We start from the raw sequence: 25624 nt of genomic DNA, 5'->3' as shown, positions 1-25624 counted from the left end.
ACTATTGGTGCAATATAGTGCATATCTATGCAAATATCCAGTTCCTGCAAGGCGCTTACAGCCAGTAATTCATGAAACGAGCCGCCCACTCCTTCATGCGGTCCGCAATGGGCCGCGTTTCCCATTTCGCCTTGGTGATTTCTTCCGAATCGCGCAAGTCTTCCTGGAAGGCGTTTTCCATTTCGCGGCCGAAGCTATCGCCCAGCACGATCACGTTCAGCTCGCTGTTGTGCAGGAAGCTGCGCATGTCGATGTTGGTCGAGCCGACGGTCGACCAGGCGCCGTCGATGACGGCCGTCTTGGCGTGCAGCACGGCCAGTTTCAAGTGGAAGATGCGGATGCCGCCGGCCAGCAATTGGTCGTACAGCGCGTGTCCCGCATGAAACACGAGTCCGCTGTCGGACACGCCGGGCAGCACCACGGTGACGTCCACGCCCCGCTTGGCGGCCGCCACCAGCGCGTCGACCGTCTGCTGGTCGGGCACGAAATAGGCGGAGGTGATGTGGATGGATTTCTTGGCTTCCTGGATAGCTAAAATATACGCCTTGTAGATTTCAAAGCCGCCGTCCGGTTCGCTGGCCACGACGCGCACCAGCTTGTCGCCCACTTCGGACAGCACGGGGAAATAATTGGCGTCCGGCAAGTCGGCCTGGTCTTGCTGGGCCCAGGTGCGGATGAACAGCCACTGGAAGGCGGCCACGGCCGGGCCTTCCACTTTCACGTGCGTGTCGCGCCAGCCCACGTCCTTCTTGTCGGTAGCCTTTGATTTCGAGCGGAACAGCGAGCTTTTCGCATAGGTATCGCTGATATTGATGCCGCCCGTAAACGCTGTCTTGCCGTCGACGATCAGCACCTTGCGGTGGTCGCGGTTGTTGATCTTCCAGTCGTCGCCCTTGAGCTTGGCGGGATTGACGGGATTGAAGGCCACCAGGTGCACGCCGGCCGCGCGCATGCGTTCGAAAAACGCTTGCGGCACGCCGATCGTGCCCACGCTGTCATAGATGACGTTGACCGTCACGCCCGCTTGCTGCTTCTCGATCAGCATGTCGGCGAATTTCAGACCCAGCGGGTCCTGGTCGAAGATATACGTTTCCAGGTTGATGCTGGTCTTCGCTTCGCTGATGGCCTGGAACATGGCGGCCATGGTTTGCGGGCCGTCAAACAGCAGGGTCACCTTGTTGCCCTTGATCAAAGGCACGCCCGTGGCCGCCTCTTCCAGCGCGGCCTGGGTCTTCAAGTCCATGCCGGACTTGGCCCAGCGCTTGTTGAGCAGGGCGGCCCGGCTGTTGACGTTCAGCAAGGCGCCCTTGCCCGTGATCACATTGGGCTTGGCCACTGGTTCGAGGGTGGTATTGAGATTCTTGACATTGGGCAGCGAGGCGCATGCAGCCAGGGTCCAGCACAGCAGTAGGGCGGTGAGACAGGGTTGCATGCGCCTGGCGGTCATTTTTGAGCCTTGGTCGTGGGTGACAGGTTTGCCGAGTCATCGGCCAGTGCCAGTGGTGGCGGGTTTTTCGAGCCGAAGAAGAAGACGATGGGCGAGCGCAGGAAGCGCTTGCCCAGTATTTTCAACAGTTGCATGCCGTGCTTGAAGCGCACCTGGCGCGAACGCAGGGCTACCCACAGGGCCAGGCCGAAGCTGACGAGCAGGTTGGCCGTGCCGATGGCGAAGATGCCCGACAGCGACTTGACGGCCAGTTGCCAGCTCATATTGTGATCGAGTCCCACCAGGGCTGTCGCAAAGTTGGCGGCAGAGAAGGTGATGTGGCGGATATCGATCGGCAAGCCGATCAGGAAACCCAGGGTGCCGATGGAGCCGAGCAGGATACCGAAATAGAAGTTACCCATCAGCCCGCCCAGATTGTTTTCCAGGTACAGGCCCAGCCGCTGCAAGCGTTCCTGGCCGATAACGCGGCCCAGGCCGCGCAATTGCGCGATGCGCTGCGCCCAGCGCGTGTACAGGGCTTGGTTGTCGTAGTAGCCGGAAATCAGGCCCGCCACGAACAGGCACACGCCGGCGATCATGGCGTAGAAGATGGCGGGGCTGCCGATGGGATCGATATCGTGCAGCAAGTGCATGGCTTTTTCCGGCGTCACCAGGTTGTGCCCCGTGATCGCCTTGTAGCCGAGCGCGATCAGCCAGGCCGTGGGAATGGCCGTCGCCAGGTTGCCCAGCACGGCCATGTTTTGCGTGCGGAAGACCTTGTTGATCAGTTCCGCCATGCTGTCGAGGTCGATGTTCCGGCCATCCTTGCTGTGCAGGCCGGCGGCGATGCGCGAGGCCGTCATGGCCGGCTGCTTGGTGGCCACCGTGAAGTGCAGCAAGTGGATGAACATGAAGCCGATGGAGTAATTCATGCTGAACATGAACGCTTCGACCAGCGGCGCCGAGCGCAGATACGACATCAATATCTTGAACAGGGCCATGAAGCCGATGATCACGCCCGCGCCCGCGGACGAGAGGAACATGGCGCCCATTTCGCGGCGGTTTTCCGCGATGTAGTGCTCGCCCGTGCGGCTGGCGTTTTCCGTCACATTGCGCGCCAGCAAGTTGATATTGTCGGAAAACAGGTCGCTGACCTTGTATTTGTTGTTGTGCGCCTGGATCAGTTCCAGCGCCAGCCCGACGGCGCCCGCGCGGCGGCGGCTGACGGGTTGCGGGTGCAGCAAGTCTTGCGTGGCGTCCACCGTGATGGCGGCGATGTCCACATTGTTCGATGCGGGCAGCTCGCCGCTCGTGTCGACGAGGAACAACAGCTTGCGCAGGCGCTCGATGCTTTGCGCCAGCGCCACCAGCAGGTAGGTGAGGGGAATGCTGGTGCCCTGGTACAGCGCCTTCTTGCGGATCTTGGCGATGACGGCGTCGCACTGGTCCAGCATCACCAGCAAATGGCGCGCATCCTCGATGTGCTCGATATCGCCCTGCAGCAGGCTCGTATAGGCGTCCAGGTAGGCGTTCACTTCCGTGTTCTGCACCATGAACGGCGACTGGAACACTTCAATTTCACTGTGGAAACGCGTCAGTTCCGGCTCCAGGCCCATGGCGCAGACGCGGTAGGACAGGGTGCGGATGGCGTCGAGCAGGCCCGGCAGCATGATGTTGCCGTCGCCGACGGCCAGTTCGACCTCGTCGCTGGTGAGCACGTCGAACAGTTCCAGCCAGTCCGTGGCGGGGACGTTGCTGATCCACAAATAATCGGTCTTCAGGTACAGCACCTGGTCGAGCGCGTCGTTCAGGTATTCGTCGCCGAGGGCGGGCGGCAGCATGCGGTAGGCGATGCGGCGTTTCAATTCAGTAAAGAAACCGCTGTTCGACAGCACGCCGATATCGGTGTACAGGCTGGCGTGGCGGCGCGCGGCCAGCACGCGCAGCACGTATTCGTGCAGGGCGCGCGCTTGCGCGGGATTACCTTTGAGAAGCTGGCGCAGGGTGCGCACGTTGGCGATCGCGGTAGCGCTGTCGTGGGCGCGCTTGGGACGCAGTGAGTTGAATAATTCCACCAGCAAGTCGATATTGCTGGAGTTGGGGTCAATGCGTTCGAGGATAGCTAGCATGCAAAAAAACGGGCGAGCCGCTGTCGGTAAAACCAGTAGTGTACCGCCTGCGTCAAATCGCGCAACGTTCGCCACCGAACATTGCTTCACGGCAGGGCCTGCTTTTAACGCCATTTTGCCGCAAATTGCGACAATCATGCTTGCTCTTGCGTGTTGTCAGTGTGCGACGTGTTTCCCGGGACTAAGCTGAAGTTTCTGTTGTACAACGCACGGATGGCTGGACAAAAAGCGAGGATAAGGTAACACTGGGACGTGACACACAGCGCACGTCCTGATCAATACCGGAAAGTTTCTTTCACGTTACCGAGATATTTATCATGCAGACCTCGTATTTTGCGCTTGCTGTGATAGGGATGGGGCCGTGGCTGCTGTTTGGGCCGGCCCAGGCTGCCGATGGCGCAGGCAATGCCGCATCCAGTAACGTTGCCGTGTACGGCGTGCTCGACGCGGGCATCGTGGCCGAACGGGGCTGTGCCGCCAATTGCGCCGGCACCAAGGTCTCGGGCGGCGTCGCGTCCGGTTCGCGCCTGGGGCTGCGGGGCCGCGAAGCGCTGGGCAATGACGTGTCCGCCGTATTCACGCTGGAAGCGGGCATCCAGAACGACACGGGCCAGTCGGAAGAGGGCCGGCTGTTCGGCCGCCAGGCCTATGTGGGCCTCGACAGCCGCCTGGGCGCGCTGACCCTGGGGCGCCAGTACAATCCGCATTACCTGGCCCTGACCGACGTGGCCGACCCGTTCAAGGGCGGCATGGCCGGCAGCGCCGGCAACCTGGCCGGCTACAGCGTGAAACGCTACGACAACACCATCAAATATGAAACCCCCGCCTTGCGCGGCGTGTCCGCCAGCGCCATCTACAGCTTTGGCGAGTCGCCCTACAGCAATGCCAACAACCGCGCGTATGGCGCCACGCTCGGCTATTCGGCCGGCGCCGTGAATGTCAGTGTGTCGCACCAGCGCAAGAATAGCCTGATCCTCGCTGCCGGCACCTTGCCCGCCATCGACATGTCGGCCCGCAACACTCTGATCGCGGCCAACCTCGACCTGAAGGTGGCGACCGCCTTTGCCGCAGTCGGTGTCAACAAGGGCTATGGCAGTTCGCCGTGGGACCCGAACAACGCCTACAGCGCGCTGGCTCTGTCGATGTCGTCGTCGGACAGCCGCGATACCTTGCTGGGCGTGTCCGTGCCCGTGGGCGGCTTCAAGCTGCTGGCGTCCTGGGTGCGCAAGGATGACCGCGACCTGGCCAACCGCGACGCCAGCCAGGTGGCCGTCGGCCTCACGTATTCCCTGTCAAGACGCAGCGATTTCTATGCGTCCTACGCGAAGATCCACAACAGGAACGGCGCCCGCTACACGGTGGGCAATGCCAGCGATGCCGGCCGCGGCGACGCGGCTTTTAATATGGGCTTCCGTCACGGTTTCTGAGCGGCGGCGGATGGCGCAGGGCACGTTGCGCCCAGCCACTTGCCGTTGCTCGTCACATTCACCTGTTCCGGCGTGCCGCGCGCGCTGGTGCTCACCGCCAGCTGCATGCTGAACGCCTGATCGCCCGTGAACAGCACCTTGCCTTCGCCGCTCGATTTCGGATTCGCGCAGCTGAACGACACCTGCATGCCGCCTGCGATATCGGTGTTGTTCGATTTGCAATCGCCGGGCTGGCCCGTGGGAATCTGCTTGCGCGCCGCCATGTCCGGCGTCACGCAGGCCGTCACGCGCACGGCGCCGTCGGCACCCACGGTAGGCATGGCCATGCCGCGGCTGGCCGCCATGCTTTCCAGCTGCTTGCGTTGATCGGGGGGAAGGTTGCCCAGTTGCTGCAGCACCATGGACATTGCGTTGTCGGTGGCGGCGTCGGGCGAGGCCATCTTGCTGTCGACTTGCCACAGGCCCGGTTTGATGGCGGTCGATGGCGCGGCGGCCTGGGCGCCGGCCTGGGTACCCAGGGCGGCGCAAGTGAGCAGGGTCAGGCGTAGCAGGGATGATTTCATGTGGGCGTCTCCGGAAAAGGCAGACCCCAGCATACGGCATGGCAAGCGGGGCACGCTTGCCATTGTGTTACAAACTGTGATCGGGTTCGATGCGGCGCACGTCCACGCAGGCGATGCGGCGCTCGTCCGCTTCGACGATTTCATAGCGCAAGTCGTCGAGCTCCAGCACTTCGCCCACGGCCGGCATGTTCTCGAAATGCGCCAGCAGGAAGCCGGCCAGCGAGTTGTACTCGCCGTCTTCGCTGACGAGGGTTTCCGTCTCGAACACTTGCTCCAGGTAATGCAGGTCCGTCGCGCCGTCGATGCGCCAGTGGCCGGGGCCCAGCACTTCCACGTCCGGCTGCTCGTCCTCGTCGGGGAATTCGCCGGCGATGGCTTCCAGGATGTCGATCGGCGTGAGCACGCCTTGCACGGTGCCGAACTCGTCGACCACCAGCACCAGCTGGCCGCGCGAGCGCTTTAATGTTTCCATGGCTTTCAGGACGCCGGCCGCTTCCGGCACGACGACGGCTTCGCGCATGCTGACCGGGTCGATCTTGCCGCGCGAGACGAGATCCTCGATCAGGTCCTTGCTGCGCGCGATGCCGGCCACGTTGTCGAGGTCGTCCTTGCAGACAGGAATCATGCTGTGCGGCGTTTCGCGCAGCAATTGCAGCATTTTGTCGCTGCTGTCGTTCAGGTTGACCCACGAGACGTCGCCGCGCGGCGTCATGACGGAGCGGATCGAGCGTTCGGCCAGGGTCAGCACGCCGCTGACCATGTTGCGCTCTTCCACGCCGAAGGCGGAGACGTCGGGCAATTCCTTGACTTCGTGCTCTTCCACGGCTTCGCGGCCCTTGCGCCCGCCCAGCAGGCTCAGGACGGCTTGCGCCGTGCGGTCGCGCAGCGGCGCGTTCGACTGCAGTTTGAGGAAATTGCGGCGCGCCAGCTGATTGAAGAACTCGATGACAATCGAGAAACCGATAGCCGCGTACAGATAGCCCTTCGGAATGTGGAAGCCCAGGCCTTCGGCTACCAGGGAGAGGCCGATCATCAGCAAAAAGCTCAGGCACAGCACGACGACGGTGGGGTGGGCGTTGACGAAGCGCGTCAGTACCTTCGAGGCCAGCATCATGACGACGATGGAAATGACGACGGCCGCCATCATCACGTACAGGTTTTCCACCATGCCGACGGCCGTGATGACGGCGTCGAGCGAAAAGACGGCGTCGAGCACGACGATCTGCGCCACCACCAGGCCGAAGCCGGCGTAGACTTTCGGGCCCGTCTGGGCGTGCGTGACGCCTTCGAGGCGTTCGTGCAGCTCGGTGGTGGCCTTGAACAGCAGGAACAGGCCGCCGACGAGCAGGATCAGGTCGCGCCCCGAGAACGAAAATTGCCAGACAAAAAAGAGTGGCGTGGTCAGCGTGACCAGCCAGGAAATCAGCGAAAGCAGGCCCAGGCGCATGACGAGGGCCAAGGTCAGGCCCAGCACGCGCGCCTTGTCGCGCTGGTGCGGCGGCAGTTTCTCGGCCAGGATGGCGATGAAAATCAGGTTGTCGATACCCAGTACGATTTCCAGTACGACCAGCGTCAGCAGGCCGACCCAGATTGTCGGGTCAAATAACCATTCCATGTGTGTAACCTTGTAAAGTTAAATCAAAATAAAGCTTGCCTGGCGGCCAGTGCCCCAGGGAATGATGTTGCTAATGTGTGATGTGATGGCGGACGCGCGGCGGCCGGGTGGCCTGCCGCGCGTCCGCTTCGGCAAGTGCCCCCGGTCCCGCTTGCCAAATGATGGCGCAAAACGGCGCGCCCTGGCGCGAGGTCGGGTACAGCGTGATGGGATCGTTGTCGCATTCGTCGGCGTCGCAGCTGTCGCCGGGCAAGCCGGCATGGACGCTGGGGTCGAGGCAATCGGCGGCAGGCATGGCGGCAGCGGCGGCCGCGACTGCGGCGTCAAGGTGCTGGAATGGGGAAGGACTGGCGTAAGCCATGCTGGCGAACGCCTGGGGTAACGCAATGAAAACAAAAAGGCAGAGCAGGACGAGAGCTCGTCTCATATACAGGCAGATAGTTCTGGAACCGTGGAGTATAACACGGGAAAATAACAGCTCGATGACAGGACTTGCGTAACTGATAAGTATGCCGTAAATTGCGAGAGCAATCATTTCCCCTGGCAGCGAAGACGCAGCGCGGGCCTGTGGCAATTCTTGCGCTTGTATTCCATTGCGCCCGCTTTTGCGCTTGTCTAATAACGTAGTGTTACCAGGACTTTGCCTTGAAACCAATTACCGCCCTCCTGCTTGCCGCCGGCATCCTCTCGCCTTCGTTCATCCTTGCCGCCACCCCAGTGGAAGCGGCGCCGGTCCAGAAAGCCGGCAAGGCTGCGCCCAACCGTGCCGCCGTCAAGGTCACGTCTGTCGAAGGCATCACCGAATACCGCCTGGCCAACGGCTTGCGCGTGCTGCTGTTCCCCGACGCCAGCAAGCCTACGCTCACCACCAACATCGTCTACCTGGTCGGCTCGCGCCATGAAAACTATGGCGAAACGGGCATGGCCCACTTGCTCGAACACTTGCTGTTCAAGCCCAGCGCCAACTTTGGCGTCAGGAAGGGCACGAAAACCCCCGTCGAGATCCTGAACTCGACGGGCGCCCAGTTCAACGGCACCACCTGGTACGACCGCACCAATTACTACGCCACTTTCCCCGCCAACGACGACAACCTGCGCCAGATGCTGGCCATGGAAGCGGACCGCATGGTCAACGCGGCCATCGACCAGAATGACCTGTGGAACCCCGTCACGAAAAAAGGCGAAATGACGGTGGTGCGCAACGAGTTCGAGATGGGCGAGAGCGATCCGATCGGCGTGACCAGCGAACGCATCCAGGCCATCGCCTACGACTGGCACAACTATGGCAAGTCGACCATCGGCGCCCGCTCCGACATCGAGCAGGTGAATATTCCCCGCTTGCGCGCGTTTTATCATAAATATTATCAGCCGGATAACGCCGTGCTGATGGTGGCGGGCCGCTTCGATGAAGCCAAGGTCTTGAAGCAGATCAATGATTTGTTCGGCAAGATCCCGAAACCGACGCGCGTGATCGAACCGACCTACACGGCCGAACCCGTGCAGGATGGCGAGCGCGCCGTGACGGTGCGCCGCAGCGGCGGCACGCAATTCGTCGGCGCCGGCTACCACGTGGCGCCGTCCGGCAACCCGGACGCCGTCGCCATCGAGGTGCTGGGCCACGTGCTGACCGATGCGCCCGCCGGCCGCCTGCACAAGGCGCTGGTGGAAACCAAGCTGGCCAGCAAGATCGAATACAACTCGGTGAGCAACCTGGAACCGGGCTACAACCTGTTCGGCGCGCTCGTGCCCGTCGATGGCAACCTTGACGCAGCGCAAGCTGCCATGCTGAAAGTGCTGGAAGAGCTGAAATCGCAGCCGATCACGGATGCGGAAGTGGCGCGCGTGAAACAGCAGCTGAACAAGCAGGTGGAACTGATCACCTCGAATACGGCGCGCATGACGATCGCCCTGACGGAGTCCCTGGCGGCCGGCGACTGGCGTCTGTTCTTCCTGCAGCGCGACCAGCTCGACAAGCTGACGACGGCGCAAGTGCAGGCGGCGGCCGAGAAATACCTGAAGAGCTCGAACCGTACCCTGGGCCGTTTCATCCCCACCGATGCGCCGGACCGCACCATCGTGCCGGCCTACGCCGACGTGGCGCCGCAGCTGGCCGGCTACACGGGCCGCGCCGTGGTGGCGCAGGGCGAAGCGTTCGACCCCAGCCCTGACAATATCGAGGCGCGCACCACGCGCTTCACCTTGCCGAACGGCTTGAAGGGCGCCTTGCTGCCGAAGAAAACCAAGGGCAGCAACGTCAGCGTCGTATTGAAATTGCAGCTCGGCAGTGAAGAAAGCTTGCGCGGCAAGGGGCAAGTGGGCAGCTACACGGCCAATTTGTTGTCGCGCGGCACGGATAAACTGTCGCGCCAGGAAGTGAAGGACAAGTTCGACCAGCTGGGCATGCAAGTGGCCATCTCCGGTGGCGCCGAAGGCGTGACCGCCATGCTGACGGGCAAGCGCGAGAACTTGCCAGCCGCCATGGACCTGCTGGCGCAAGTGCTGCAAAAGCCGGCCCTGAACGAGACGGAATTCCTGGAATTGCAGCGCGAGCGCGTCGGTCGCGCCGAGCAGGAGTTGCCTGAACCGCAGCCGCTGGCCGTGAACGCCTTCCGCCGCCTGCTCGACGCCACGCCGGAAGGCCATGTGCGCCACGTGGCTACCTTGCCGGCGGAGCTGGCGCAATGGAAAGCCATCAAGGTTTCCGATGTGAAAGCCTTCCATGGCGCCTACTATGGCGCGTCGAATGCCACCTTTGCCGCCGTGGGCGACTTTGACCCGGCCGCGCTGAAGGCGCAAGTGGCCAGCCTGTACGGCAGCTGGAAGGCGCAGCAGCCCTACGTGCGCATTCCCGACGCCGTCAAGCCCGTCAGCGGCGAGAAAGTCACCCTGGAAACGCCGGACAAGGCCAACAGCGTGCTGTTCGCCATTCAGCCGGTTCCCCTCAAGGATGATGCCGCCAGCTACCCTGCCTTGCTGATGGCTAACCATATGCTCGGCGGCGGCGCCTTGCGCAGCCGCCTGGCCGACCGCATCCGCCAGAAGGAAGGCCTGTCGTACGGCGTCGGCTCGCAAGTGTCCGTGCCGTCGCGCGAACCGGCCGGCTACTGGATGGCCTACGCCATCAGCGCGCCGCAAAACACCGTCAAGGTGGAAGCGGCCCTGCGCGAGGAAATCGCCAAGGCGCTGGCCGACGGCTTTACGCAAGAGGAACTGGCGGAAGCGAAGAAAGGCTGGCTGCAATCGCAGGAAGTGGGCCGCACGCAGGACAGCGGCCTGGCGCGCGAACTGGCCGGCTACCTTGCCGAAGACCGCACCATGGCCTACGACAAGGACCTGGAAGCGAAAGTGGCGGCCCTGACCCTGGCGCAAGTGAACCAGGGCTTGCGCGAGTACCTGAAGCCAGCGGCCGTGTCGGTCGTGACGGCGGGCGATTTTGCCAAGGTGGCGAAAGAGGGTGAAAGCGGCGCGAAGGCAACGACGTCGAAATAAGCTGTTTTAGATGGAAAAAAACCCGCTGGCAATGTAATTGCCAGCGGGTTTTTTTATTGATGCGAGTCAACTTAGCGCGGCGCTAATTCCGCGACGTAAATTTCCACGCGGCGATTGCGTGCGCGTCCCGATGCATCCGCATTCGAGGCGATCGGCTCGCGGGCGCCGCGGCCTTCGGTGACGACGCGCGTCGGCGAGACGCCGCGCATGGCCAGGTAGTCGCGCGTGTGGGCGGCGCGTTCCACCGACAGCGGTTCATTGATGGAATCGCTGCCCGTGCTGTCCGTGTGGCCGATGATGCTGACCGTCGTGTTCGGGTTTTCATTCAGGGTGGCGGCAAAGCGGTCGAGAATCGGGCGGAAGTTGCCCTTGATGTCGGCGCGGTTGGTATCGAAGGAAATGTCGCTCGGGATTTCCATTTTCAGGCGGTTATCGGACGTCTGCGACACTTGCACGCCCGTACCCTGCGTGGCTTGCTCCATGGCGCGCTTCTGGTTTTCCATGCGGTTCGACCAGATATTGCCGACCACGGCGCCAGCTGCGGCACCGATCAGGGCGCCGCCGGCCGTGCGGCCGCTGCTGCCGCCACCGGTGGTGCCGCCGATCAGGGCGCCCAGGCCTGCGCCGATGCCCGCGCCCGTGGCCGTGCCACGTTGCGTCGAGGACATATCCGCGCAGCCGGTGGCGGCCAGCGCGATCACCAGCATGCCGATCAGGGATTTGGCGCCAGGGCCTTTTTTGAATGCTACTTTCATGGATTTTCTCCTTGTTTTGTTATTGGGACATACCCAGGAATTACCTGCACACGTTACTGCAAAATGGCGCTGCTTGCCAGCACGCACACCGTATGCAAAAAAAGCGGCGCCCGTTTGCACGCGCGCCGCCTTGTCTGGCCAGTAAACAGGCCTCTATAAACCGCGCCCGCTGATCAGGCGCAGCAGGACCATGATCACGGCGACTACCAGCAGAATGTGGATGAAGCCGCCAATGGTATAGGAAGTTACCAGGCCCAGCAGCCAAAGAATAATGAGTACGACGGCGATTGTATACAACATGATATGTCCTCCGAGAGTAATGTGTGGATGACGGCGGCGGCCCAGGCCTGGAAGGCGCTGGCGCATGGCGCCGTCATCGGTTCTTGTCATTGCGCGGCGATTGGTTCGCTGAACGCTGATGCCATGACTTAGTGTCTACTTTGTTTCCCTTGCGTTCTGTACGCTGTCGTACACAAGTCTCAACTATCGGGGCCGGTCGGCATGTTCGTCGGCCATGCCCGGCAGCCACGCCAGCATGCCGGCCATGCCGACGGCGCCCGCCAGGCAGCTGAGCATGCCGCCGGTGAGCAGCAGCATCACGCCGAACACGGGGGCGCTCGCTTGCGCTGGCGCCAGGTCCAGCGCGCAGAAGCCCAGCGCGGTGGCCAGGATGCCGCCGCCGATAAAACCCAGCCAGATCCTGTTGCTGCCTGTCTTGTCGTTTTGCATCGCCGCTCCTTGAGGGGAATATCCGTTGAACTTTCCTGAATGCATCATCTCGCGTCACGGCAAACTCATCTGTACGCCAACGAACATTATCAAAAAGAAAACGCCCGGACAGGCCGGGCGTGTGTTGGATTTGCCACGCATCGCGGCAGCGGCGCCGCCGCGCTTCTCTTAGCCGATGGCGCGCAAGCCGCCGTTGACGACGCGCACGCGGTCGCCCTGGCGCCAGTTCGGCGCGGCGCTCTGGTGCACGGTGCGCGTCTTGCCGTTATCGAGGCGCACGACGATGTTGTAGCTGCGCGTGGCGCGCACGCTGCCTTCGATCTGGTTGCCGGCCACGGCGCCGCCGACGGCGCCCAGCACGGTGGCCAGTTGCTTGCCATGGCCGCCGCCCACCTGGTTGCCCAGCAAGCCGCCGACGACGGCGCCGCCGGCCGCGCCCACGCCGCTGCCTTCGGCGCGCGTATTGACTTCATGGATGGCTTCGACCACGCCGCAATTGCTGCACACCTGCGGTGCCGGGGCCGGGGCCGCCGCGTATTGCTGCGGTGGTGGCTGCTGCGGCTGCGGCTGGCGCACGGGCTGCTGCTGTGGCGGCAGGGCGGCCAGCGGCTGCGCGCCGGCCGGTTGCAAGTTCGCTGGCGGCTGGTTTGCCTGCAGGTTGGCCATTTGCTCGGCCGAGGTGCTGGCCGCCAGGGGCTGGCTATCTCCCTGGGACGAAGGCAGCCAGCCCATCAGGGCTGCCGTGCCCACGCCGCAAAACAGCAGGACGGCGACGGCGGCGGCAAGTACCAGCGGATGGAGGGATTTGGTGGTGGTGGTCATGGAAAGCTCCTTGGTTTTTATAAATAATGAAATGGGTAGTGCGTGTTATCCGTGCGATTCGCGTGTATTGCCAGTGTGCTGCGCCGCTTGCCCCGCTTCCGTGCGTCACCGTACATACAGGGGTGGTACGGCACCGTAGGCTAGGTAAAAATTATGTCGAGTTGTAACGACACCAAGGAAAAGCAATGCCACCAACGACTGCCAGCATGACCCTGTCCCGCGACGCAGGCCGATCCGGCCTGGGCACGCCTGCGGGCGCGCTTGACGCAGGCAACCGCTTGCTGGCCAGCCTGCCCGAGCACGACTTGCGGCACCTGACGGCGCTGTTCCATACCGTCACGGTCGAGGTGGGCGAGGTGCTGTACGAACCGGGCCAGCCTATCGGCCACATTTATTTCCCAGGCGATTGCCTGATCTCGCTGCTGGCCGTGGCGGAAGGCCGGATGACCCTGGAAGTGGGCTCCGTCGGCCGCGAAGGCGTGCTGGGCGCTTCCGTCGCGCTGGGCCATGATCTGGCGCAAGTGCGTGCCGTGGTGCAACGTTCCGGCACGGCCAGCCGCATCGCGCGGGCCGATTTCTGCGCCGAGTTCGCCCAGCTCGATTCCCTGCAGCGCCTGCTGTACCGCTACACGGACACCTTGCTGGCGCAAGCCATCCAGATCGCTGTGTGCAGCCGTTTCCACGTGCTCGAGGCGCGCCTGGCCCGTTCGCTGCTGATCACGCGCGACCGCCTGCAATCCGAAAAATTTCACCTGACCCATGAATTCCTCGCCCATACCCTGGGCGTGCGGCGCGTCGGCGTGACCAAGGCGGCCAGCGCGCTGCAACAGCAAAAACTCATCACCTACAGCCGCGGCAATATCGAGATCCTCGATTCGGCCGGCCTGGAAGCCGTGTCTTGCCGCTGCTACGAGCTGGTCAAGGATAGCGGCGCCATCGGCATGGCCAACGTCTTCGTCTAATTTCCTCAGAATAACTTTTCAATGTCGTCAACGGAAGCCGGACGCAAAAAAGCGGGGCAGGCGCCTGGGCGCCCACCCCGCTTTTCGGATGGCCGATTACTTCGGCTTGACCTGGTTGCCGATCACGCCGCCGACGGCGGCGCCGCCGACTGCGCCGACGGCGCTGCCGCCCGTCAGCACGGAGCCGGCAACGGCGCCGATACCAGCGCCGATGGCCGTGTTCTTATCCTGGCCGGACATGTTGGCGCAAGCGGTCAGGCTCAGCAGCAGGGCGGCAACGGAAGTGGTAGCGGCGATTTTTTTAATGATTTGCATGATAGTTCTCCTATGAATTCGGACCTCGTGGCGCCGGCATGGTATGGGCCGGGGGACTTCGTATCGCCACGTCTTGGGTGTTTCAGGCACGATCACAGAATAGGATTGTGACAAGGCAGGGTCTGTTCGGCAACGCACATAGGGGTGTAACAATTGTAATCGTGCACGGCTGCGTATTTCTCAACGGTTTTTGCGCGGCGCCTTGCCCGGTTTCGGCGCCACCGGTTTCACGCGCGCCTGGGCCAGCAGGGCCGCGCATTCGCTGTCCTCGACGGGGCCGGTATTGACCAGCGGCAGCAGCGCCGCCACGGGCGCCACCACGGCCAGCGCCAGGGCGCCGCCGGCGCGCAGGGCCAGCACGCCCTTGTCGACGCTCACGTCGGGCTTGCTGAAGGTGCCGTGCACATACAGGGGCGAGCGCAGCGAAAAGATGCGCAAGCCTTTGCTGTCGGGCCGCAGGGTCAGGTCCAGCCGTTCATCGGCCAGGTTCACCGTGCCGTCGATATGCAGGATGGCGTCATCCGTGTCGACGATGAACTGGCGCGTGCGCATCAATCCCTTGGTGACGGTGAAGTCGGCGGCCATGCAATTGAGCTTGACCTGCTTGTCGCCAGCCAGCTTGGCCAGCACGACACTGCCGATATTCAAGCCCATTTCTTCCAGCAGCAGCTTGCTGATGCTGCCCCGGTTGATCAGCGCGCGCACTTCGCCGTTCGAGCTGCCCAGCAGGCTGGCGACGGAATTGCCCGTGGCCGACAGCGAAGCGTCGCCATTGATCTCGCCCACGCTCGCTTGCAGGGCCGGCAAGCGGGGAAACAGTTGCTGGAAGTGCAGATGGCGAGCGCTGGCCTTGAGTTCGGCCGCGATGCCGTTGGCGATGACCTTGCCGCTGCCGTCGAGCTTGATTTGCGACGTCAGGGTGCCGCCCGCCACGTTGAAGTTGAGCGGCGTCAATGACAGCACGCCGTCCGTCAGCACCACGTGCGTGTCGAGCTTGCTGATCGGCAACTCGGCGTCGCGCGTGATCTTGTCGGCCGTATAGCGCACGTCGGCGTCCAGGCTGGTCCAGCGCTCCGTCTTGAAGGTTTCCACCGGCAAGACCCGGCCGGCCGGCTGCGTCGACGGCACGCCCCGTTCCTTCTTGCTGGCGCTGGAATCGGCGCCCACCAGCGGACCCAGGTCGGAAAATTGCAGCAGGCGCGAGTGGACGTCGCCCGTCAGGCGCTTGCGCGGCGTGCTGGCGGAAAAGGCCAGCTTGCCACTGATGTCGCTCGACCCCACCTTCCCGCTGAACTTGTCGTACACCCATTCGCCGCCGCGCGGCGCCAGGGTGCCCGTCAAATGGCCCTCCGTGCTGAAGTGCGGCGTTTCCGGCAGCAGCACGCCCGTCAAGGGATACAGCCGGGCCATGCTGGGGCCGGACAGTTTCAGGCGCACGTCCAGCGCCGCCAGGTCGGCGGGGCGCGTCAGCGTGCCTTCGATGGCTACGCTGCTGCCGCCCGCGCGCATGTCGGCCTGGATGGGGAAGGGCGTGCCTTGCTGCTGCAGCGACAGCACGCCGCCCGCCTTGCCGCCGCCCTGGACGCTTTCGCCGCGGTAGGTGCCGGACAGTTTCCAGGCGATGCCATAGCGGGTATCGCCGGCGATGGTGTCGACGTCGGCGCGCATCGCCGTTTTGCTGACGCCGTCGTCCAAGGTCACGCTGCCCTTGCTGAAGACCACGCTTTGCAGCTCCAGCTGCCATGGCGACGGCTGTTCCTGCTTGTCGAAGGTCCAGTTGTTCTTGCCATCCTTGCTGCGCAGCAAGCGCACCTGCGGCGTGTCGAAGCGCAATTGCGGGATGATGATCTTCTTCTCCAACAAGGCCAGGGGATTGAGCGAGAACGCCAGCTGTCCCACGCTGGCCAGTTGCGCCTGGCCATCCGTCCCGGCCATGGTGCTCGGGTTGCCCAGGCGCACGTCCTTGGCCTGCAGGTGCGGCCAGGGCAGATAGTCGCGCCAGGTTTTTTTCCCTGCTGCCTTGCCTGGCTGCTGCCATGTCAGCGCCAGGTCGCCCTCGATGGCAAACAGCCGTCCCAGCGCTTCGCTGGCGCGCGCATTGAGCCAGGGCTTGGCGCGGTTCCAGTCCATGTTCAGCAGGACGATGGACGCCGTGACGGGCAGGGCGACGAGCACGGCGGTGCTGGCGAGGGCGATTTTCTGGCGGCGAGACAGTTGCATGGGCGACGATTCTTTCTGGACAAGTATTCACGATGCTACAGGAATCGCTGTCAAGCCGGGCCCGTTTCTCGCTTTTGCGGCCCGGCGCGTGCGCTGGCGCACGTTGCCGATGCAAGTATTGTCGATTTCCTACTCTATGTGCGGCACCGAACGGATATGCGGGGAGCCGGGGCCTATAACGTCATACATCAAACGCAGTTCCTGATTCGTTCCACCTGTTACACATCAATCACATTCTCCAGGAGAAGAAAAATGACAAACCGAGATTTCATCAACACCCCCATGACCGCTCTGGCCGCCTGCCTCACCGCCGTTGTCCTGATGACGGGCTGTTCCAGCCTGAAAACGCCGGCCACGGCCGACGTCGCCGTGTCGCGCGCCGCAGTCGATAACGCTGCCAGCGCCGGCGCTGCCGACCTGGCACCCGATGAAATGCGTTCGGCCCGCGAAAAAATGCGCATGGCCAACCAAGCCCTGAAAGACCGCGACTACAAGCTGGCGCGCGACCTGGCCGACCAGGCGCAAGCCGATGCCAAGCTGGCGCAAAGCAAGGCCAACTCGGCCAAGGCCACTAGCGCCGCCGATGAAATCAACGAGAACATCCGCGTCATGCGCGAAGAACTCGACCGTGCCAACCAGCAAGCCCCGAAACAATAACTAACAAGAAGAACAGGATTCCATCATGAAAAAAGCTACCTACACCACCATTCCCGGCCTGCTGGCCATGGCCGCCCTCGTTGCCGCTTGCAGCTCCGCACCGACTACCACCAGCCTGCTCGACCAGACGCGCGGCGACTACATGGCGGCGCAATCGAACCCGCTGGTGTCGACCTATGCGCCACGCGAATTCCGCGAAGCGAGCGCTGCACTGGAAGCGGCCAACGCTGCCGCCACGCGCCAGGATGACAGCGAAAAAGTCGATAAGCTGGCCTACCTGGCCAAGCAAAAGATAGCCACGGCGCAAGAAGTCGCCAAGCAGAAAGCCGCCGAAGCCGATATCGCGAACGCCGGCAAGCAGCGCGACCAGTTGCGCCTCGATGCCCGCACGCAGCAGGCTGACCAGGCCACGGCCCGCGCCCAGTCGGCGCAAGCCGATGCGGAAGCGGCCAAGGCTCAGGCGCAAGCGGCCGAAGCGTCGGCCCGCGATGCGCAAGCCCGCGCCGCCGGACTCGAAGCGCAGCTGGCCGACCTGGCCGCCAAGAAAACGGAACGGGGCATGGTCATTACCCTGGGCGACGTGCTGTTCGGCACGGACAAGGCGAACCTGACGGCCGATGGCGCGAATACGGCGCGCAAGCTGGCCGACGTGCTGAAAAACAACCCGCAGCGCACCGTGCTGATCGAAGGCTTCACGGATAGCACGGGCGGATCCGCGCACAACCTGGAACTGTCGCAACGCCGTGCCGAATCCGTGCGCAATGCGCTGCTGGAGCAAGGCATCAGCCGCGACCGCATCGCCACGAAAGGCTATGGCGCTGCCTATCCGGCCGCCGGCAACGATACGGCGGCGAACCGCCAGCTGAATCGCCGTGTGGAGATTGTTCTGTCGGAAGACAATACGGCCATTCCTGCCCGCCGTTAAGAGCTGCGCCGCCTGGCGCGGCAGTAGAAAGGCAGCACCTGCCGAATGCTGGCCGGTGGATACCCATGCAATACTTGAAAGGAAGCATCATGACCCAAACATCTGTTGAGATTCCAGCTGGCATCGATACGGCCGCCATCCGCGCGGCCGCCAAAAACCTGGACGACGGCGCCGTGACGGCCGGCTACCAGGGCGACCGCCAGGAGTTGATCACCCTGTTGAATGGGGCGCTGGCCACCGAACTGGTGTGTATTGCGCGCTATAAACGCCATTACTACACCGTGAGCGGGCGCGACAATGGCACCATCAAGGCCGAGTTCCTTGAGCATGCGCAACAGGAGCAGGAGCACGCCGACTGGCTGGCCGAACGCATCGTGCAATTGAATGGCAAGCCAGATTTTAATCCTGCAACATTGCTTGCGCGCAGCCATGCCGAGTATGATGACTCCGAAGACGTGCAAAGCATGGTGCGTGCCAATCTGATCGCGGAACGGGTAGCGATCGAGTCGTATCGCCAGATGATCGTGAAAATTGGCGACAAAGACCCGACGACACGCCATTTGTTGATCAAAATCATGGCTGTCGAGGAAGAGCACGCCGATGATATGCGCGATCTAATGGAATAGTGTTTTTGAGTAAAGTAGGTATAGTAACTACATTCATCCACAGCTAAGGAGCTAAACCATGTTGGAAAACAATATCACCACCGTCAATAACGATGTCAAAACCCTGGTCAAGGATGCGCAAGCCCTGTTCAGCGCCGCTGCCGCCCTGACGGGCGAAAAAGCCGACGAAGTGCGCATCAAGGGCATGAAAACCCTGGACGCCGCCCTGGCCAAGGCACACGAAGCGCAAGCGTCGGCCATCGTCGCCACCAAGCAGATGGCTGCCCAGGCAGACGGTTATGTCAAGGAAAACCCATGGCGCACGGTGGCCGTCGCCGCTGGCGTCGGCGTGCTGGTCGGCTTCATCCTGGGCCGCAAGTAATCCCACTCAGGAGCGATATGGACAAGTCTGCTTCGTCTCACCAGGGGCCGGGATTGATCGGTTCGGTTGCCGGCCTGGCCAAGAACGCCGTCGGACTGATGTTGTCGCGGCTGGAACTGGCCACCATCGAACTGTCGGAAGTGCGCAATCACGTGTTGCAGCTGATTGTCATTTTCGCGCTGGCGACGGTGGCAGGCTTGTTTGCCATCGCTTACGGCAGCGTGCTGATCGTCTTCCTGGCCTGGGATAGCCTGGGCTGGAAGATCCTGGCGATCATGACGGTCGTGTTCGTACTGCTGGCCATCGGCCTGGTCATGTATGCGCGCGCCATGCTGCGTCAAGGACGGCTGTCCATGCCCGCCACCATGGCGGAATTGAAGGCCGACCGCGACATGCTGATGTAAGCTGCCCTACGAGGAGAATTCATGTCGGAAAACGACAAACTGGCGGCGCAAGCCGCCCGCAAGCGCCTGCTGATCGCCCAGGGCGAGATGTATCGCGTGGGCATCGTGCATGCGCGCGCCAACGTGGGCTATGCCTTGCGTCCCGAATCGATGCTGCAGGGCGTGGTCGAAACGGCGGTCGGCTTTGCCGGCCACCGCGTCGAATCCCTGCTGGCACCGGGCGGCATGCGTTTGCAAGGTGCCATGCCCTATGTGCTGACGGCGCTATCGTTTATCGGACGCAAGAAGCTGGTGAAGCCGGCCCTGGTCCTCGTGGCCGTGGCCGCCGCGGCCGCCAGCTGGCTGCGCCGCAAGCGCTGAACGCCAGCCGCACAGGAACGCCGTCATCGACGGCGTTTTTTTTGCCTGTACGCAACGTCCGACGCGCGCACGCGCAAGCGCGCACAATCCCTTAAAGCGCGCACAATCCCTTACAATGATTCACGCCGCATTCCGCGCGGCGGACAGAGGGGCCATCTTGATGACGAATGCGAAGACACCGATCAATCAGTTAAATCCTTCGCGCCTGCGCATCGTGCTGGTGCTGCAAGGCGGCGGCGCACTGGGCGCCTATCAGGCCGGCGTCTACCACGCCTTGCACGAACATGGCCTGGCGCCCGACTGGGTGGTGGGTACCTCGATCGGCGCCATCAATGCCGCCATTCTGGCAGGCAACAAGCACGAAGACCGCCTCGTGCGCCTAAAACAGTTCTGGCAGCGCGTGGCGCACCGCGACAGCATCGACATGAACCTTGTTTCTGACCAGCAACGCCGCTCGAACATCTGGCTGGCCACGCTCGATACGGTGCTGCGCGGCGTGCCCGGCTTCTTCAAGCCGCGCGCATTCAGCCTGTTTCCCGCCGGAATTGCCGTCAAGCCGGAAGAAGCGAGCTTCTACGATACGGGCGAGCTGGCCAGCACGCTCGGTGAACTGGTCGATTTCGATTACCTGAACCAGCCGGGCGGCATGCGCCTGACGGTCAACGCCCTGCGCGTCAAATGCGGCAGCCTCACCAGTTTCGACAGCCAGCAGCAAGCGCTGACGGCCGACCACATCCGCGCCAGCGGCGCCTTGCCGCCCGGCTTCGCCGGTGTGCGGATCGATGGCGATTTATATTGGGATGGCGGCCTGTACTCGAACACCCCGCTGGAAACCGTGCTCGACGATACGCCCCACGTCGACACGCTCGTCTTCATGGTCGATTTGTGGAGTTCGGAAGGGCCGGAACCGACGACCCTCGATGAAGTGCAGACGCGGCAAAAGGACGTCACCTTCGCGTCGCGCTCGAAACGCCACATCGAGGATTACGTCAACACGCATACCCTGCAGCACAAGCTGCGGGAACTGTACGCCCGCCTGCCCGAGGACGCGCACAGCCACCGCCAGGCCGAAGAACTGGCGGCGCTGGGCTGCGACAGCACCATGCACATCGTGCGCCTGCCGTACGCGGGGCGCGACTGGCATATGGCGGCCAAGGACATCAACTTTTCCAAGGGCTCCATCGAGTGGCGCTGGGAGCAGGGCTACCAGGATGCCTTGCGCGCGATCAAGGCGGCCGGCTGGCTCGCCTTTGTCACGGAAGACACGCCGCTCGTGGTGCACGAATTGCCGCCATACGAACGCGACGCCGCCTGATCAGGCCTTGCCGGAAACGGCAAATCACTGCGGATGGGCCGCTTCGCGCAGTTTTTCCGCATTCGCCATGTCTTGCCGGTACGTGTCCTGCGCCTCCTTCAGGCAGCTGGCGCGCGCGGCGGACGGTTCCAGACGACAAGCTTTCTTGGCCTCGGCCAGGGCGGCGCTGATTTCCTTGCGCAGGGTGCGCAGCTGGGCTTGCGCCGTGCTGTCTTCCTGATACCAGCGTTGCGGGTCGCCCGGCTGCGGCGTGGCCGTCTGGGCCAGCGCCAATGGTGCCACGCTGCAAGCGAACAGGGTGGCCAAGAGTGTGTTGTGGATAGTCATGATATTTCCTCCTTGAAATAAAAAAGGCGCCGTAGCGCCTTTTTTTACAACCTGCCCGTCAGTAATAGCAGGATCAGTATCACTACGACCAGGCCGGCGATGCCGCTGGGGCCGTAACCCCAGTTGCGGCTATGCGGCCAGGTGGGCAGGACGCCGACCAGGGCCAGGATCAAGATGATCAGAATGATGGTGCCCATGGTATCTCCTTGTTGGTGCATGGTCCGGCGCGGGCTTGCTGGCAAGCCCGGCCAGCGGATTAATAGCGGTAGACGCGGCCGTCAACGACGCGTACGCGGTTGCCCGGGCGCAAATCATTCGCGTTGTCCTGCACCACGGTGCGGTATTCGCCGTTGTCGAGGCGTACGCTGATCTGGTAAGCCTGCGCTTGCTGCTTGCGGCCTTCCACCTGGTTGCCGACCACGCCGCCGGCGACGGCGCCCGCCACGGTGGCGGCCGTGCGGCCGCTGCCCGAGCCGATGGTGTTGCCCAGCAGGGCGCCGGCGATGCCGCCGACCACGGCGCCGGCGCCGCTGGTCTGTCCGCCGCCTTGCACGATCTGGATGGAGTCGACAGTGCCATACATGGCGGACTCAGGCTGGTTGGCCGGGTAATACTGTTGTGACTGGGTAGGGCCGGTGGCGCAACCGCTGAGTACGGCGGTGGCGGCGAGCATCAGTGCAGCCAAGGTGGCGTTGGTTTTCATTTTATTCTCCTGACGAGGTGAGGGTGTAGAGCCATCTTAGTCAGGCCCGTGTCTCCGGTCTGTACGCTGCCGCACGTACCTATTTGCTGCTCAAATGACATCTTTGGCTGGCGCTATCCGGCAAAACGTTGTTATTTCTCCCTGTCTGCCTTCCGCTTTCAAAATAAATTACTTGTGTACGGCAGCGTACAGAAGAGCGGCGGCGATCCACGTAAAACGGTAGTCATGCCAAGCAGACATGCTTGTCACCACCAGGGAGAAATACATGCACAACAAGAACAAGCTTTTCACCGCCATCGTCGTCAGCCTGGCGTGCGCCGCCTGGGGCGGCCAGGCAGTGGCTGCCACGCCGGAAGCGAAAGCGGCCTACAAGGCGGCCAATGAACAGGCGGGCCTGAATTACAAGCTGGCACACGCCGAATGCGAAAAAATCACGGGCAACCCGAAGGACGTCTGCATCGCCGAAGCGAAGGCCGTGCGCGCCTATGATGAAGCAGTTGCTCAGGCGCAATATACGAATACCCTGCGTGCCTACACCAAGGCGCGCATCAAGATTGCCGATGGCAACTACGACGTCGACCTGGCGCGCTGCAATGCGCTGACGGGCAACGACAAGGATGTCTGCGTCAAGCTGGCCAAGTCTACCAAGGTGGCGGCCCTGGCCGATGCCAAGGCGGACAAGAAAGTCATCGAAGCGCGCAGCGATGCGCGTGAAGCAAAAAGAAAAGCCGAGTACAAGGTCGCGACAGAAAAATGCGATGCATTGGCCGGCGCAGCCAAGGATGACTGTATCAAGGCTGCAAAAACCCAGTTTGGCTACTGAGCTCCCTCCGGCGCACAGTCACCACACTGGTATAAGAAGCTCATTGTGAGCACATTGATTGACCACTCCTAAGGAAACCACCATGAAATTCACTAAATCGATCGCTACTGGCCTTTTCGTCGCTTCCCTGTTCGCCGTTGCAGGTTGCGCTTCCACCCCAACCAAGGAAGGCACGGGCGAGTACCTGGACGACGCGGCCATCACCACCAAGGTAAAAGCCAGCATCTTCAATGAGCCGACCCTGAAATCGACGGAAATCAACGTTGAAACCTTCAAGGGCGTGGTTCAGCTGAGCGGCTTCGTTGCGCAGCCAGCCGATGCCGCCAAAGCGGGCGAAGTTGCCCGTGGCGTCAAGGGCGTGAAGTCGGTGAAAAACGACATCCGCGTCAAGTAATGGCATGAACTGCCGCAGCGGCCAGCCCCACGGCTGGCCCTGCGGCCCTCCACCGACCGTCGCGGGAATCGCATGCATATCCAGCCTACAGATACCCCGCCCGAGCCGGTGGCGGCTGCCTCCACCGAGCCTGCCGGGCCACCTCCCGGCGCGCCCGTGGAGCAGCCAGACGCATCCCTGCGTTTGCCGCTGCACGTCCATGCGCGCGGCATGGCCCTGGGCATCATCGCCACCGTCAGCTTCATCTATGCGCTGCAGTGGGCACAGAAATTCCTCATTCCCGTCATCTTCGGCATTTTCATTGCCTATACCCTCAATCCCGTCGTCGCCTGGCTGGAAAAGCTGCGCCTGCCGCGCGCCATCGGCGCCACGGCCGTCACGGCCCTGATCCTGTTCGGCTCCATCGTCGTCGTCGAGCGCGTGCAGGGCGAATTCGAATCCATCGTGGAAGAGTTGCCGGCCGCCACGCATAAACTGTCGCGGCTGATCGCCGCCAGTACGGGCGGCAAGAACAGCACCTTCCAGAAAATGCAGGCCGTGGCCAATGAAATCGAGCAAGTGGCCGCCGGCGCCGAAGCGCGCCGCAACAACCGCCGCGCCGCCGCCGCCGAGGCGCCCAACTTCAAGATCATGGACTGGGTCTGGGCCGGTTCGCTGGGCCTGGTGGGCTTTCTCAGCCAGGCCACCATGGTCATCTTCCTCGTGTTTTTCCTGCTGCTGTCGGGCGACACCTTCAAGCGCAAGCTCGTCAAGCTGACGGGGCCGTCACTGAGCCGCAAGAAGGTCACCGTGCACATCCTGGAAGACATCAATACCTCGATCCAGAACTATATGTTCATGCTGCTCGTCACGAATGTCTTGCTGGCCGTCCTGATGTGGATCGCCCTGCGCGTGATCGGCCTGGAAAACGCGGGCGCCTGGGCCATCGTGGCCGGCTTGCTGCACATCATGCCGTATTTCGGCCCGCTGCTCATCACCATCGCCACGGGTCTGGTCGCCTTTTTACAGTTCGAATCGCTGGAAATGGTCTTGCTGGTGACGGGCACGTCGATGGCCATCGCCACCCTGGTGGGTACCTTTGTGACCACCTGGATGACGGGGCGCATCGCCCGCATGAATCCCACGGCTGTCTTCATCAGCCTGCTGTTCTGGGGCTGGCTGTGGGGCGTCTGGGGCTTGCTGCTGGGCGTGCCCATCATCGTCATCGTGAAGGTCGTGGCCGAGCGCGTGCAGGGCATGGAAGTGGTGGCCGAGCTGCTGGGCGAATAGTTTGCGTCAGCGCAAGAAAAACGGCGCCCGCGGGCGCCGTTTTGACATGCGTCAGCCTGCTCAGGACTGGTGGCGTTTCAATATCTTGACTTGCACGTCGCCATCGTCCGTCTTCGGCATATCCTTCATGCTGCCCAGCTGCAGGGCGAACTGGCGCGTGAATTCGGCGCCCAGGAAGAAGATTTGCGCCGAGTAATACACCCACAGCAGCAGGGCCACCAGCGAACCGGCCGCGCCATAGCTGCTGGCCACGCCGCTATTGCCGATGTACACGCCAATCGCGTATTTTCCCAGTGAAAACATGAACGCCGTGCCCACGGCGCCGATCAGCACGTCGCGCCAGGACAGGCGCACGCGCGGCAGCATTTTATAGATGACGGCAAACAGGCTGGCGATGACGGCAAAGCCGATCAGGTTGGACAAAATGGTAAACAGCACGGCCGTATCCTTCCACACGCCTTCCCAGAAGTTGGCGAGGATGGCCATGGCCGCGTTCACCACCAGCGACACCATCAGCAGAAAGGCCAGCACCAGCACGAGGCCGAAGGACAGCAAACGCGTGCGCAGCATGTCCCAGGCGCCCGCCTCTTTCAATGGCGGCACTTGCCAGATTTCATCGAGGCTGGCCTTCAGTTCCGCAAATACGCTGGTGGCGCCAAACAGCAGCAGGGCGCTGGCGATGAGGGTGGCGATGCGGCCTTGCTCATGGTTCTTCGCGCCGGCCAGCACCAGCTGGATGGCTTCGGCGCCCTGCGTGCCCAGCAAACCCTGCAGTTGCCCCATCAGCTCGCCGCGCGCGGCGGCCGGGCCATAAAAAAAGCCGGCGATGGCGATCACCAGCACGAGGATGGGGGCGATGGAAAACAAGGTGTAGTAGGCGAGAGCCGCGCCCTTGCTCGAGGCGCGGTGTTCCAGCCATTCGGTGACGGAGCAGACGATGACGCTGCGCATCTGCTTGCTGAGCGGCGCCAGGCCGGCCAGCCTGGGATAGCGGGTAGAAAAATTCAT

Annotated in this window: 29 protein-coding genes; 14 read left to right on the top strand and 15 right to left on the bottom strand. The window is 62.7% G+C overall.

The genetic code is table 11. From position 1 onward, the window contains the following. Positions 1–55: 55 nt before the first annotated feature. Together cls and IGS61_RS23345 are read right to left on the bottom strand one after the other, a co-directional pair. The gene (gene cls / locus IGS61_RS23350; RefSeq protein ID WP_442908095.1) at positions 56–1432 is read right to left on the bottom strand and encodes a cardiolipin synthase; all 1377 of its coding nucleotides are present in this window, start codon (positions 1430–1432) and stop codon (positions 56–58) included. 11 nt (positions 1433–1443) lie between these two features. Next, positions 1444–3555, bottom strand: a complete 2112-nt coding sequence (locus tag IGS61_RS23345; RefSeq protein ID WP_230541785.1) for a site-specific recombinase — start codon at positions 3553–3555, stop codon at positions 1444–1446. 317 nt (positions 3556–3872) lie between these two features. On the opposite strand from IGS61_RS23345, the gene IGS61_RS23340 reads away from it, so the two are divergent. Beyond that, positions 3873–4982 (top strand): porin, encoded by a 1110-nt coding sequence (locus IGS61_RS23340; RefSeq protein ID WP_230541784.1) that lies wholly within the window; start codon positions 3873–3875, stop codon positions 4980–4982. Here the strand turns inward: IGS61_RS23340 and IGS61_RS23335 are convergent. From IGS61_RS23335 to IGS61_RS23325, 3 genes are all read right to left on the bottom strand, one after another. After that, positions 4970–5545 carry a DUF3617 domain-containing protein gene (locus IGS61_RS23335; RefSeq protein ID WP_230541783.1) on the bottom strand — a complete coding sequence of 192 codons (576 nt, stop codon included), beginning with the start codon at positions 5543–5545 and terminating at the stop codon, positions 4970–4972. The two genes, IGS61_RS23340 and IGS61_RS23335, sit on opposite strands and share 13 nt — an antisense overlap. A 67-nt stretch (positions 5546–5612) precedes the next feature. Next, positions 5613–7160, bottom strand: coding sequence for a TerC family protein (locus IGS61_RS23330; protein WP_230541782.1), 1548 nt, complete (start codon positions 7158–7160; stop codon positions 5613–5615). A 70-nt stretch (positions 7161–7230) separates the two neighbouring features. After that, positions 7231–7521 (bottom strand): hypothetical protein, encoded by a 291-nt coding sequence (locus IGS61_RS23325; RefSeq protein WP_230541781.1) that lies wholly within the window; start codon positions 7519–7521, stop codon positions 7231–7233. 284 nt (positions 7522–7805) lie between these two features. Here IGS61_RS23325 and IGS61_RS23320 point away from each other — a divergent pair, with 284 nt between their 5' ends. Next, positions 7806–10649, top strand: a complete 2844-nt coding sequence (locus tag IGS61_RS23320) for a M16 family metallopeptidase (protein WP_230541780.1) — start codon at positions 7806–7808, stop codon at positions 10647–10649. Between the two features lie 71 nt (positions 10650–10720). Here IGS61_RS23320 and IGS61_RS23315 read toward each other — a convergent pair whose 3' ends face one another. Both IGS61_RS23315 and IGS61_RS23310 read right to left on the bottom strand, forming a co-directional pair. Beyond that, a complete protein-coding gene (locus tag IGS61_RS23315) occupies positions 10721–11356 on the bottom strand; it encodes an OmpA family protein (protein ID WP_442908098.1) in 636 nt (211 codons plus the stop codon). 201 nt (positions 11357–11557) lie between these two features. Then, positions 11558–11704 (bottom strand): lmo0937 family membrane protein, encoded by a 147-nt coding sequence (locus IGS61_RS23310; protein ID WP_010396376.1) that lies wholly within the window; start codon positions 11702–11704, stop codon positions 11558–11560. Between the two features lie 3 nt (positions 11705–11707). Between IGS61_RS23310 and IGS61_RS27910 the strand changes: the two genes are divergently transcribed. Beyond that, on the top strand, positions 11708–11836 hold the full coding sequence (locus IGS61_RS27910; RefSeq protein ID WP_268994019.1) for a hypothetical protein: 129 nt from the start codon (positions 11708–11710) through the stop codon (positions 11834–11836). A gap of 51 nt (positions 11837–11887) precedes the next feature. Here IGS61_RS27910 and IGS61_RS23305 read toward each other — a convergent pair whose 3' ends face one another. Further along, positions 11888–12133, bottom strand: coding sequence for a hypothetical protein (locus IGS61_RS23305; RefSeq protein WP_230541778.1), 246 nt, complete (start codon positions 12131–12133; stop codon positions 11888–11890). A 168-nt stretch (positions 12134–12301) separates the two neighbouring features. Further along, a complete protein-coding gene (locus IGS61_RS23300; RefSeq protein ID WP_230541777.1) occupies positions 12302–12955 on the bottom strand; it encodes a glycine zipper 2TM domain-containing protein in 654 nt (217 codons plus the stop codon). Positions 12956–13140: 185 nt separating this feature from the next. Here IGS61_RS23300 and IGS61_RS23295 point away from each other — a divergent pair, with 185 nt between their 5' ends. Next, complete coding sequence (locus tag IGS61_RS23295; RefSeq protein ID WP_230541776.1) at positions 13141–13917, top strand: Crp/Fnr family transcriptional regulator; 777 nt, start codon at positions 13141–13143, stop codon at positions 13915–13917. A 96-nt stretch (positions 13918–14013) separates the two neighbouring features. On the opposite strand, the gene IGS61_RS23290 is transcribed toward IGS61_RS23295, so the two are convergent. Then, positions 14014–14232, bottom strand: coding sequence for a glycine zipper 2TM domain-containing protein (locus IGS61_RS23290; protein ID WP_010396384.1), 219 nt, complete (start codon positions 14230–14232; stop codon positions 14014–14016). Positions 14233–14412: 180 nt separating this feature from the next. Further along, positions 14413–16452 carry an AsmA family protein gene (locus IGS61_RS23285; RefSeq protein ID WP_230541775.1) on the bottom strand — a complete coding sequence of 680 codons (2040 nt, stop codon included), beginning with the start codon at positions 16450–16452 and terminating at the stop codon, positions 14413–14415. 252 nt (positions 16453–16704) lie between these two features. Between IGS61_RS23285 and IGS61_RS23280 the strand changes: the two genes are divergently transcribed. The 7 genes from IGS61_RS23280 (at position 16705) to IGS61_RS23250 (ending at position 21100) form a co-directional block, all read left to right on the top strand. Further along, positions 16705–17109 carry a DUF4398 domain-containing protein gene (locus IGS61_RS23280; protein ID WP_077401548.1) on the top strand — a complete coding sequence of 135 codons (405 nt, stop codon included), beginning with the start codon at positions 16705–16707 and terminating at the stop codon, positions 17107–17109. 25 nt (positions 17110–17134) lie between these two features. Beyond that, a complete protein-coding gene (locus tag IGS61_RS23275; RefSeq protein ID WP_230541774.1) occupies positions 17135–18034 on the top strand; it encodes an OmpA family protein in 900 nt (299 codons plus the stop codon). 89 nt (positions 18035–18123) lie between these two features. Further along, on the top strand, positions 18124–18660 hold the full coding sequence (locus IGS61_RS23270) for a ferritin-like domain-containing protein (RefSeq protein WP_070224913.1): 537 nt from the start codon (positions 18124–18126) through the stop codon (positions 18658–18660). A gap of 58 nt (positions 18661–18718) precedes the next feature. Next, the gene (locus IGS61_RS23265) at positions 18719–19021 is read left to right on the top strand and encodes a DUF883 family protein (RefSeq protein WP_034758939.1); all 303 of its coding nucleotides are present in this window, start codon (positions 18719–18721) and stop codon (positions 19019–19021) included. A gap of 17 nt (positions 19022–19038) precedes the next feature. Next, on the top strand, positions 19039–19425 hold the full coding sequence (locus IGS61_RS23260) for a phage holin family protein (protein ID WP_230541773.1): 387 nt from the start codon (positions 19039–19041) through the stop codon (positions 19423–19425). Between the two features lie 21 nt (positions 19426–19446). Beyond that, positions 19447–19785 (top strand): hypothetical protein, encoded by a 339-nt coding sequence (locus IGS61_RS23255; protein ID WP_230541772.1) that lies wholly within the window; start codon positions 19447–19449, stop codon positions 19783–19785. Positions 19786–19945: 160 nt separating this feature from the next. Next, the gene (locus IGS61_RS23250) at positions 19946–21100 is read left to right on the top strand and encodes a patatin-like phospholipase family protein (protein WP_230541847.1); all 1155 of its coding nucleotides are present in this window, start codon (positions 19946–19948) and stop codon (positions 21098–21100) included. Between the two features lie 24 nt (positions 21101–21124). Here IGS61_RS23250 and IGS61_RS23245 read toward each other — a convergent pair whose 3' ends face one another. From IGS61_RS23245 to IGS61_RS23235, 3 genes are read right to left on the bottom strand one after another with little or no spacing between them, the layout of a single operon-like run. After that, entirely contained in the window at positions 21125–21427 is a 303-nt protein-coding gene (locus IGS61_RS23245) for a hypothetical protein (RefSeq protein ID WP_230541771.1), read from the bottom strand. Positions 21428–21471: 44 nt separating this feature from the next. Then, positions 21472–21624 (bottom strand): DUF3309 family protein, encoded by a 153-nt coding sequence (locus IGS61_RS23240; RefSeq protein ID WP_010396415.1) that lies wholly within the window; start codon positions 21622–21624, stop codon positions 21472–21474. Between the two features lie 59 nt (positions 21625–21683). Beyond that, positions 21684–22130 carry a glycine zipper 2TM domain-containing protein gene (locus IGS61_RS23235; protein ID WP_230541770.1) on the bottom strand — a complete coding sequence of 149 codons (447 nt, stop codon included), beginning with the start codon at positions 22128–22130 and terminating at the stop codon, positions 21684–21686. 265 nt (positions 22131–22395) lie between these two features. Between IGS61_RS23235 and IGS61_RS23230 the strand changes: the two genes are divergently transcribed. The 3 genes from IGS61_RS23230 to IGS61_RS23220 all read left to right on the top strand — a co-directional run bounded on the left by IGS61_RS23230 (position 22396) and on the right by IGS61_RS23220 (position 24616). Further along, on the top strand, positions 22396–22953 hold the full coding sequence (locus IGS61_RS23230) for a hypothetical protein (RefSeq protein WP_230541769.1): 558 nt from the start codon (positions 22396–22398) through the stop codon (positions 22951–22953). Positions 22954–23035: 82 nt separating this feature from the next. Continuing rightward, positions 23036–23347 (top strand): BON domain-containing protein, encoded by a 312-nt coding sequence (locus IGS61_RS23225; RefSeq protein ID WP_070224920.1) that lies wholly within the window; start codon positions 23036–23038, stop codon positions 23345–23347. A 72-nt stretch (positions 23348–23419) separates the two neighbouring features. After that, positions 23420–24616, top strand: coding sequence for an AI-2E family transporter (locus IGS61_RS23220; RefSeq protein WP_442908094.1), 1197 nt, complete (start codon positions 23420–23422; stop codon positions 24614–24616). A 60-nt stretch (positions 24617–24676) separates the two neighbouring features. On the opposite strand, the gene IGS61_RS23215 is transcribed toward IGS61_RS23220, so the two are convergent. Next, positions 24677–25624 carry a YihY/virulence factor BrkB family protein gene (locus IGS61_RS23215; protein WP_230541768.1) on the bottom strand — a complete coding sequence of 316 codons (948 nt, stop codon included), beginning with the start codon at positions 25622–25624 and terminating at the stop codon, positions 24677–24679.

The sequence above is a fragment of the Janthinobacterium sp. FW305-129 genome (assembly GCF_020858115.1).
In the GTDB taxonomy this organism is placed as follows: Bacteria; Pseudomonadota; Gammaproteobacteria; order Burkholderiales; family Burkholderiaceae_D; genus Janthinobacterium.
Note: the sequence above shows the minus strand (reverse complement) of the source record. Positions and strands in the feature narration are given on the sequence as shown.

Coding starts and splice junctions, on each gene's coding strand:
- IGS61_RS23335 (WP_230541783.1), bottom strand. CDS start 5,545: ATGAAATCATCCCTGCTACGCCTGACCCTGCTCACTTGCGCCGCCCTG.
- IGS61_RS23310 (WP_010396376.1), bottom strand. CDS start 11,704: ATGTTGTATACAATCGCCGTCGTACTCATTATTCTTTGGCTGCTGGGC.
- IGS61_RS23325 (WP_230541781.1), bottom strand. CDS start 7,521: ATGGCTTACGCCAGTCCTTCCCCATTCCAGCACCTTGACGCCGCAGTC.
- IGS61_RS23340 (WP_230541784.1), top strand. CDS start 3,873: ATGCAGACCTCGTATTTTGCGCTTGCTGTGATAGGGATGGGGCCGTGG.
- IGS61_RS23240 (WP_010396415.1), bottom strand. CDS start 21,624: ATGGGCACCATCATTCTGATCATCTTGATCCTGGCCCTGGTCGGCGTC.
- IGS61_RS23220 (WP_442908094.1), top strand. CDS start 23,420: ATGCATATCCAGCCTACAGATACCCCGCCCGAGCCGGTGGCGGCTGCC.
- IGS61_RS23295 (WP_230541776.1), top strand. CDS start 13,141: ATGCCACCAACGACTGCCAGCATGACCCTGTCCCGCGACGCAGGCCGA.
- IGS61_RS23300 (WP_230541777.1), bottom strand. CDS start 12,955: ATGACCACCACCACCAAATCCCTCCATCCGCTGGTACTTGCCGCCGCC.
- IGS61_RS23305 (WP_230541778.1), bottom strand. CDS start 12,133: ATGCAAAACGACAAGACAGGCAGCAACAGGATCTGGCTGGGTTTTATC.
- IGS61_RS23290 (WP_010396384.1), bottom strand. CDS start 14,232: ATGCAAATCATTAAAAAAATCGCCGCTACCACTTCCGTTGCCGCCCTG.
- IGS61_RS23270 (WP_070224913.1), top strand. CDS start 18,124: ATGACCCAAACATCTGTTGAGATTCCAGCTGGCATCGATACGGCCGCC.
- IGS61_RS23345 (WP_230541785.1), bottom strand. CDS start 3,555: ATGCTAGCTATCCTCGAACGCATTGACCCCAACTCCAGCAATATCGAC.
- IGS61_RS23315 (WP_442908098.1), bottom strand. CDS start 11,356: ATGCTGGTGATCGCGCTGGCCGCCACCGGCTGCGCGGATATGTCCTCG.
- IGS61_RS23330 (WP_230541782.1), bottom strand. CDS start 7,160: ATGGAATGGTTATTTGACCCGACAATCTGGGTCGGCCTGCTGACGCTG.
- IGS61_RS23250 (WP_230541847.1), top strand. CDS start 19,946: ATGACGAATGCGAAGACACCGATCAATCAGTTAAATCCTTCGCGCCTG.
- IGS61_RS23215 (WP_230541768.1), bottom strand. CDS start 25,624: ATGAATTTTTCTACCCGCTATCCCAGGCTGGCCGGCCTGGCGCCGCTC.
- IGS61_RS27910 (WP_268994019.1), top strand. CDS start 11,708: ATGTCCTCCGAGAGTAATGTGTGGATGACGGCGGCGGCCCAGGCCTGG.
- IGS61_RS23260 (WP_230541773.1), top strand. CDS start 19,039: ATGGACAAGTCTGCTTCGTCTCACCAGGGGCCGGGATTGATCGGTTCG.
- IGS61_RS23230 (WP_230541769.1), top strand. CDS start 22,396: ATGCACAACAAGAACAAGCTTTTCACCGCCATCGTCGTCAGCCTGGCG.
- IGS61_RS23280 (WP_077401548.1), top strand. CDS start 16,705: ATGACAAACCGAGATTTCATCAACACCCCCATGACCGCTCTGGCCGCC.
- IGS61_RS23245 (WP_230541771.1), bottom strand. CDS start 21,427: ATGACTATCCACAACACACTCTTGGCCACCCTGTTCGCTTGCAGCGTG.
- IGS61_RS23285 (WP_230541775.1), bottom strand. CDS start 16,452: ATGCAACTGTCTCGCCGCCAGAAAATCGCCCTCGCCAGCACCGCCGTG.
- IGS61_RS23235 (WP_230541770.1), bottom strand. CDS start 22,130: ATGAAAACCAACGCCACCTTGGCTGCACTGATGCTCGCCGCCACCGCC.
- IGS61_RS23255 (WP_230541772.1), top strand. CDS start 19,447: ATGTCGGAAAACGACAAACTGGCGGCGCAAGCCGCCCGCAAGCGCCTG.
- IGS61_RS23275 (WP_230541774.1), top strand. CDS start 17,135: ATGAAAAAAGCTACCTACACCACCATTCCCGGCCTGCTGGCCATGGCC.
- IGS61_RS23265 (WP_034758939.1), top strand. CDS start 18,719: ATGTTGGAAAACAATATCACCACCGTCAATAACGATGTCAAAACCCTG.
- IGS61_RS23225 (WP_070224920.1), top strand. CDS start 23,036: ATGAAATTCACTAAATCGATCGCTACTGGCCTTTTCGTCGCTTCCCTG.
- cls (WP_442908095.1), bottom strand. CDS start 1,432: ATGCAACCCTGTCTCACCGCCCTACTGCTGTGCTGGACCCTGGCTGCA.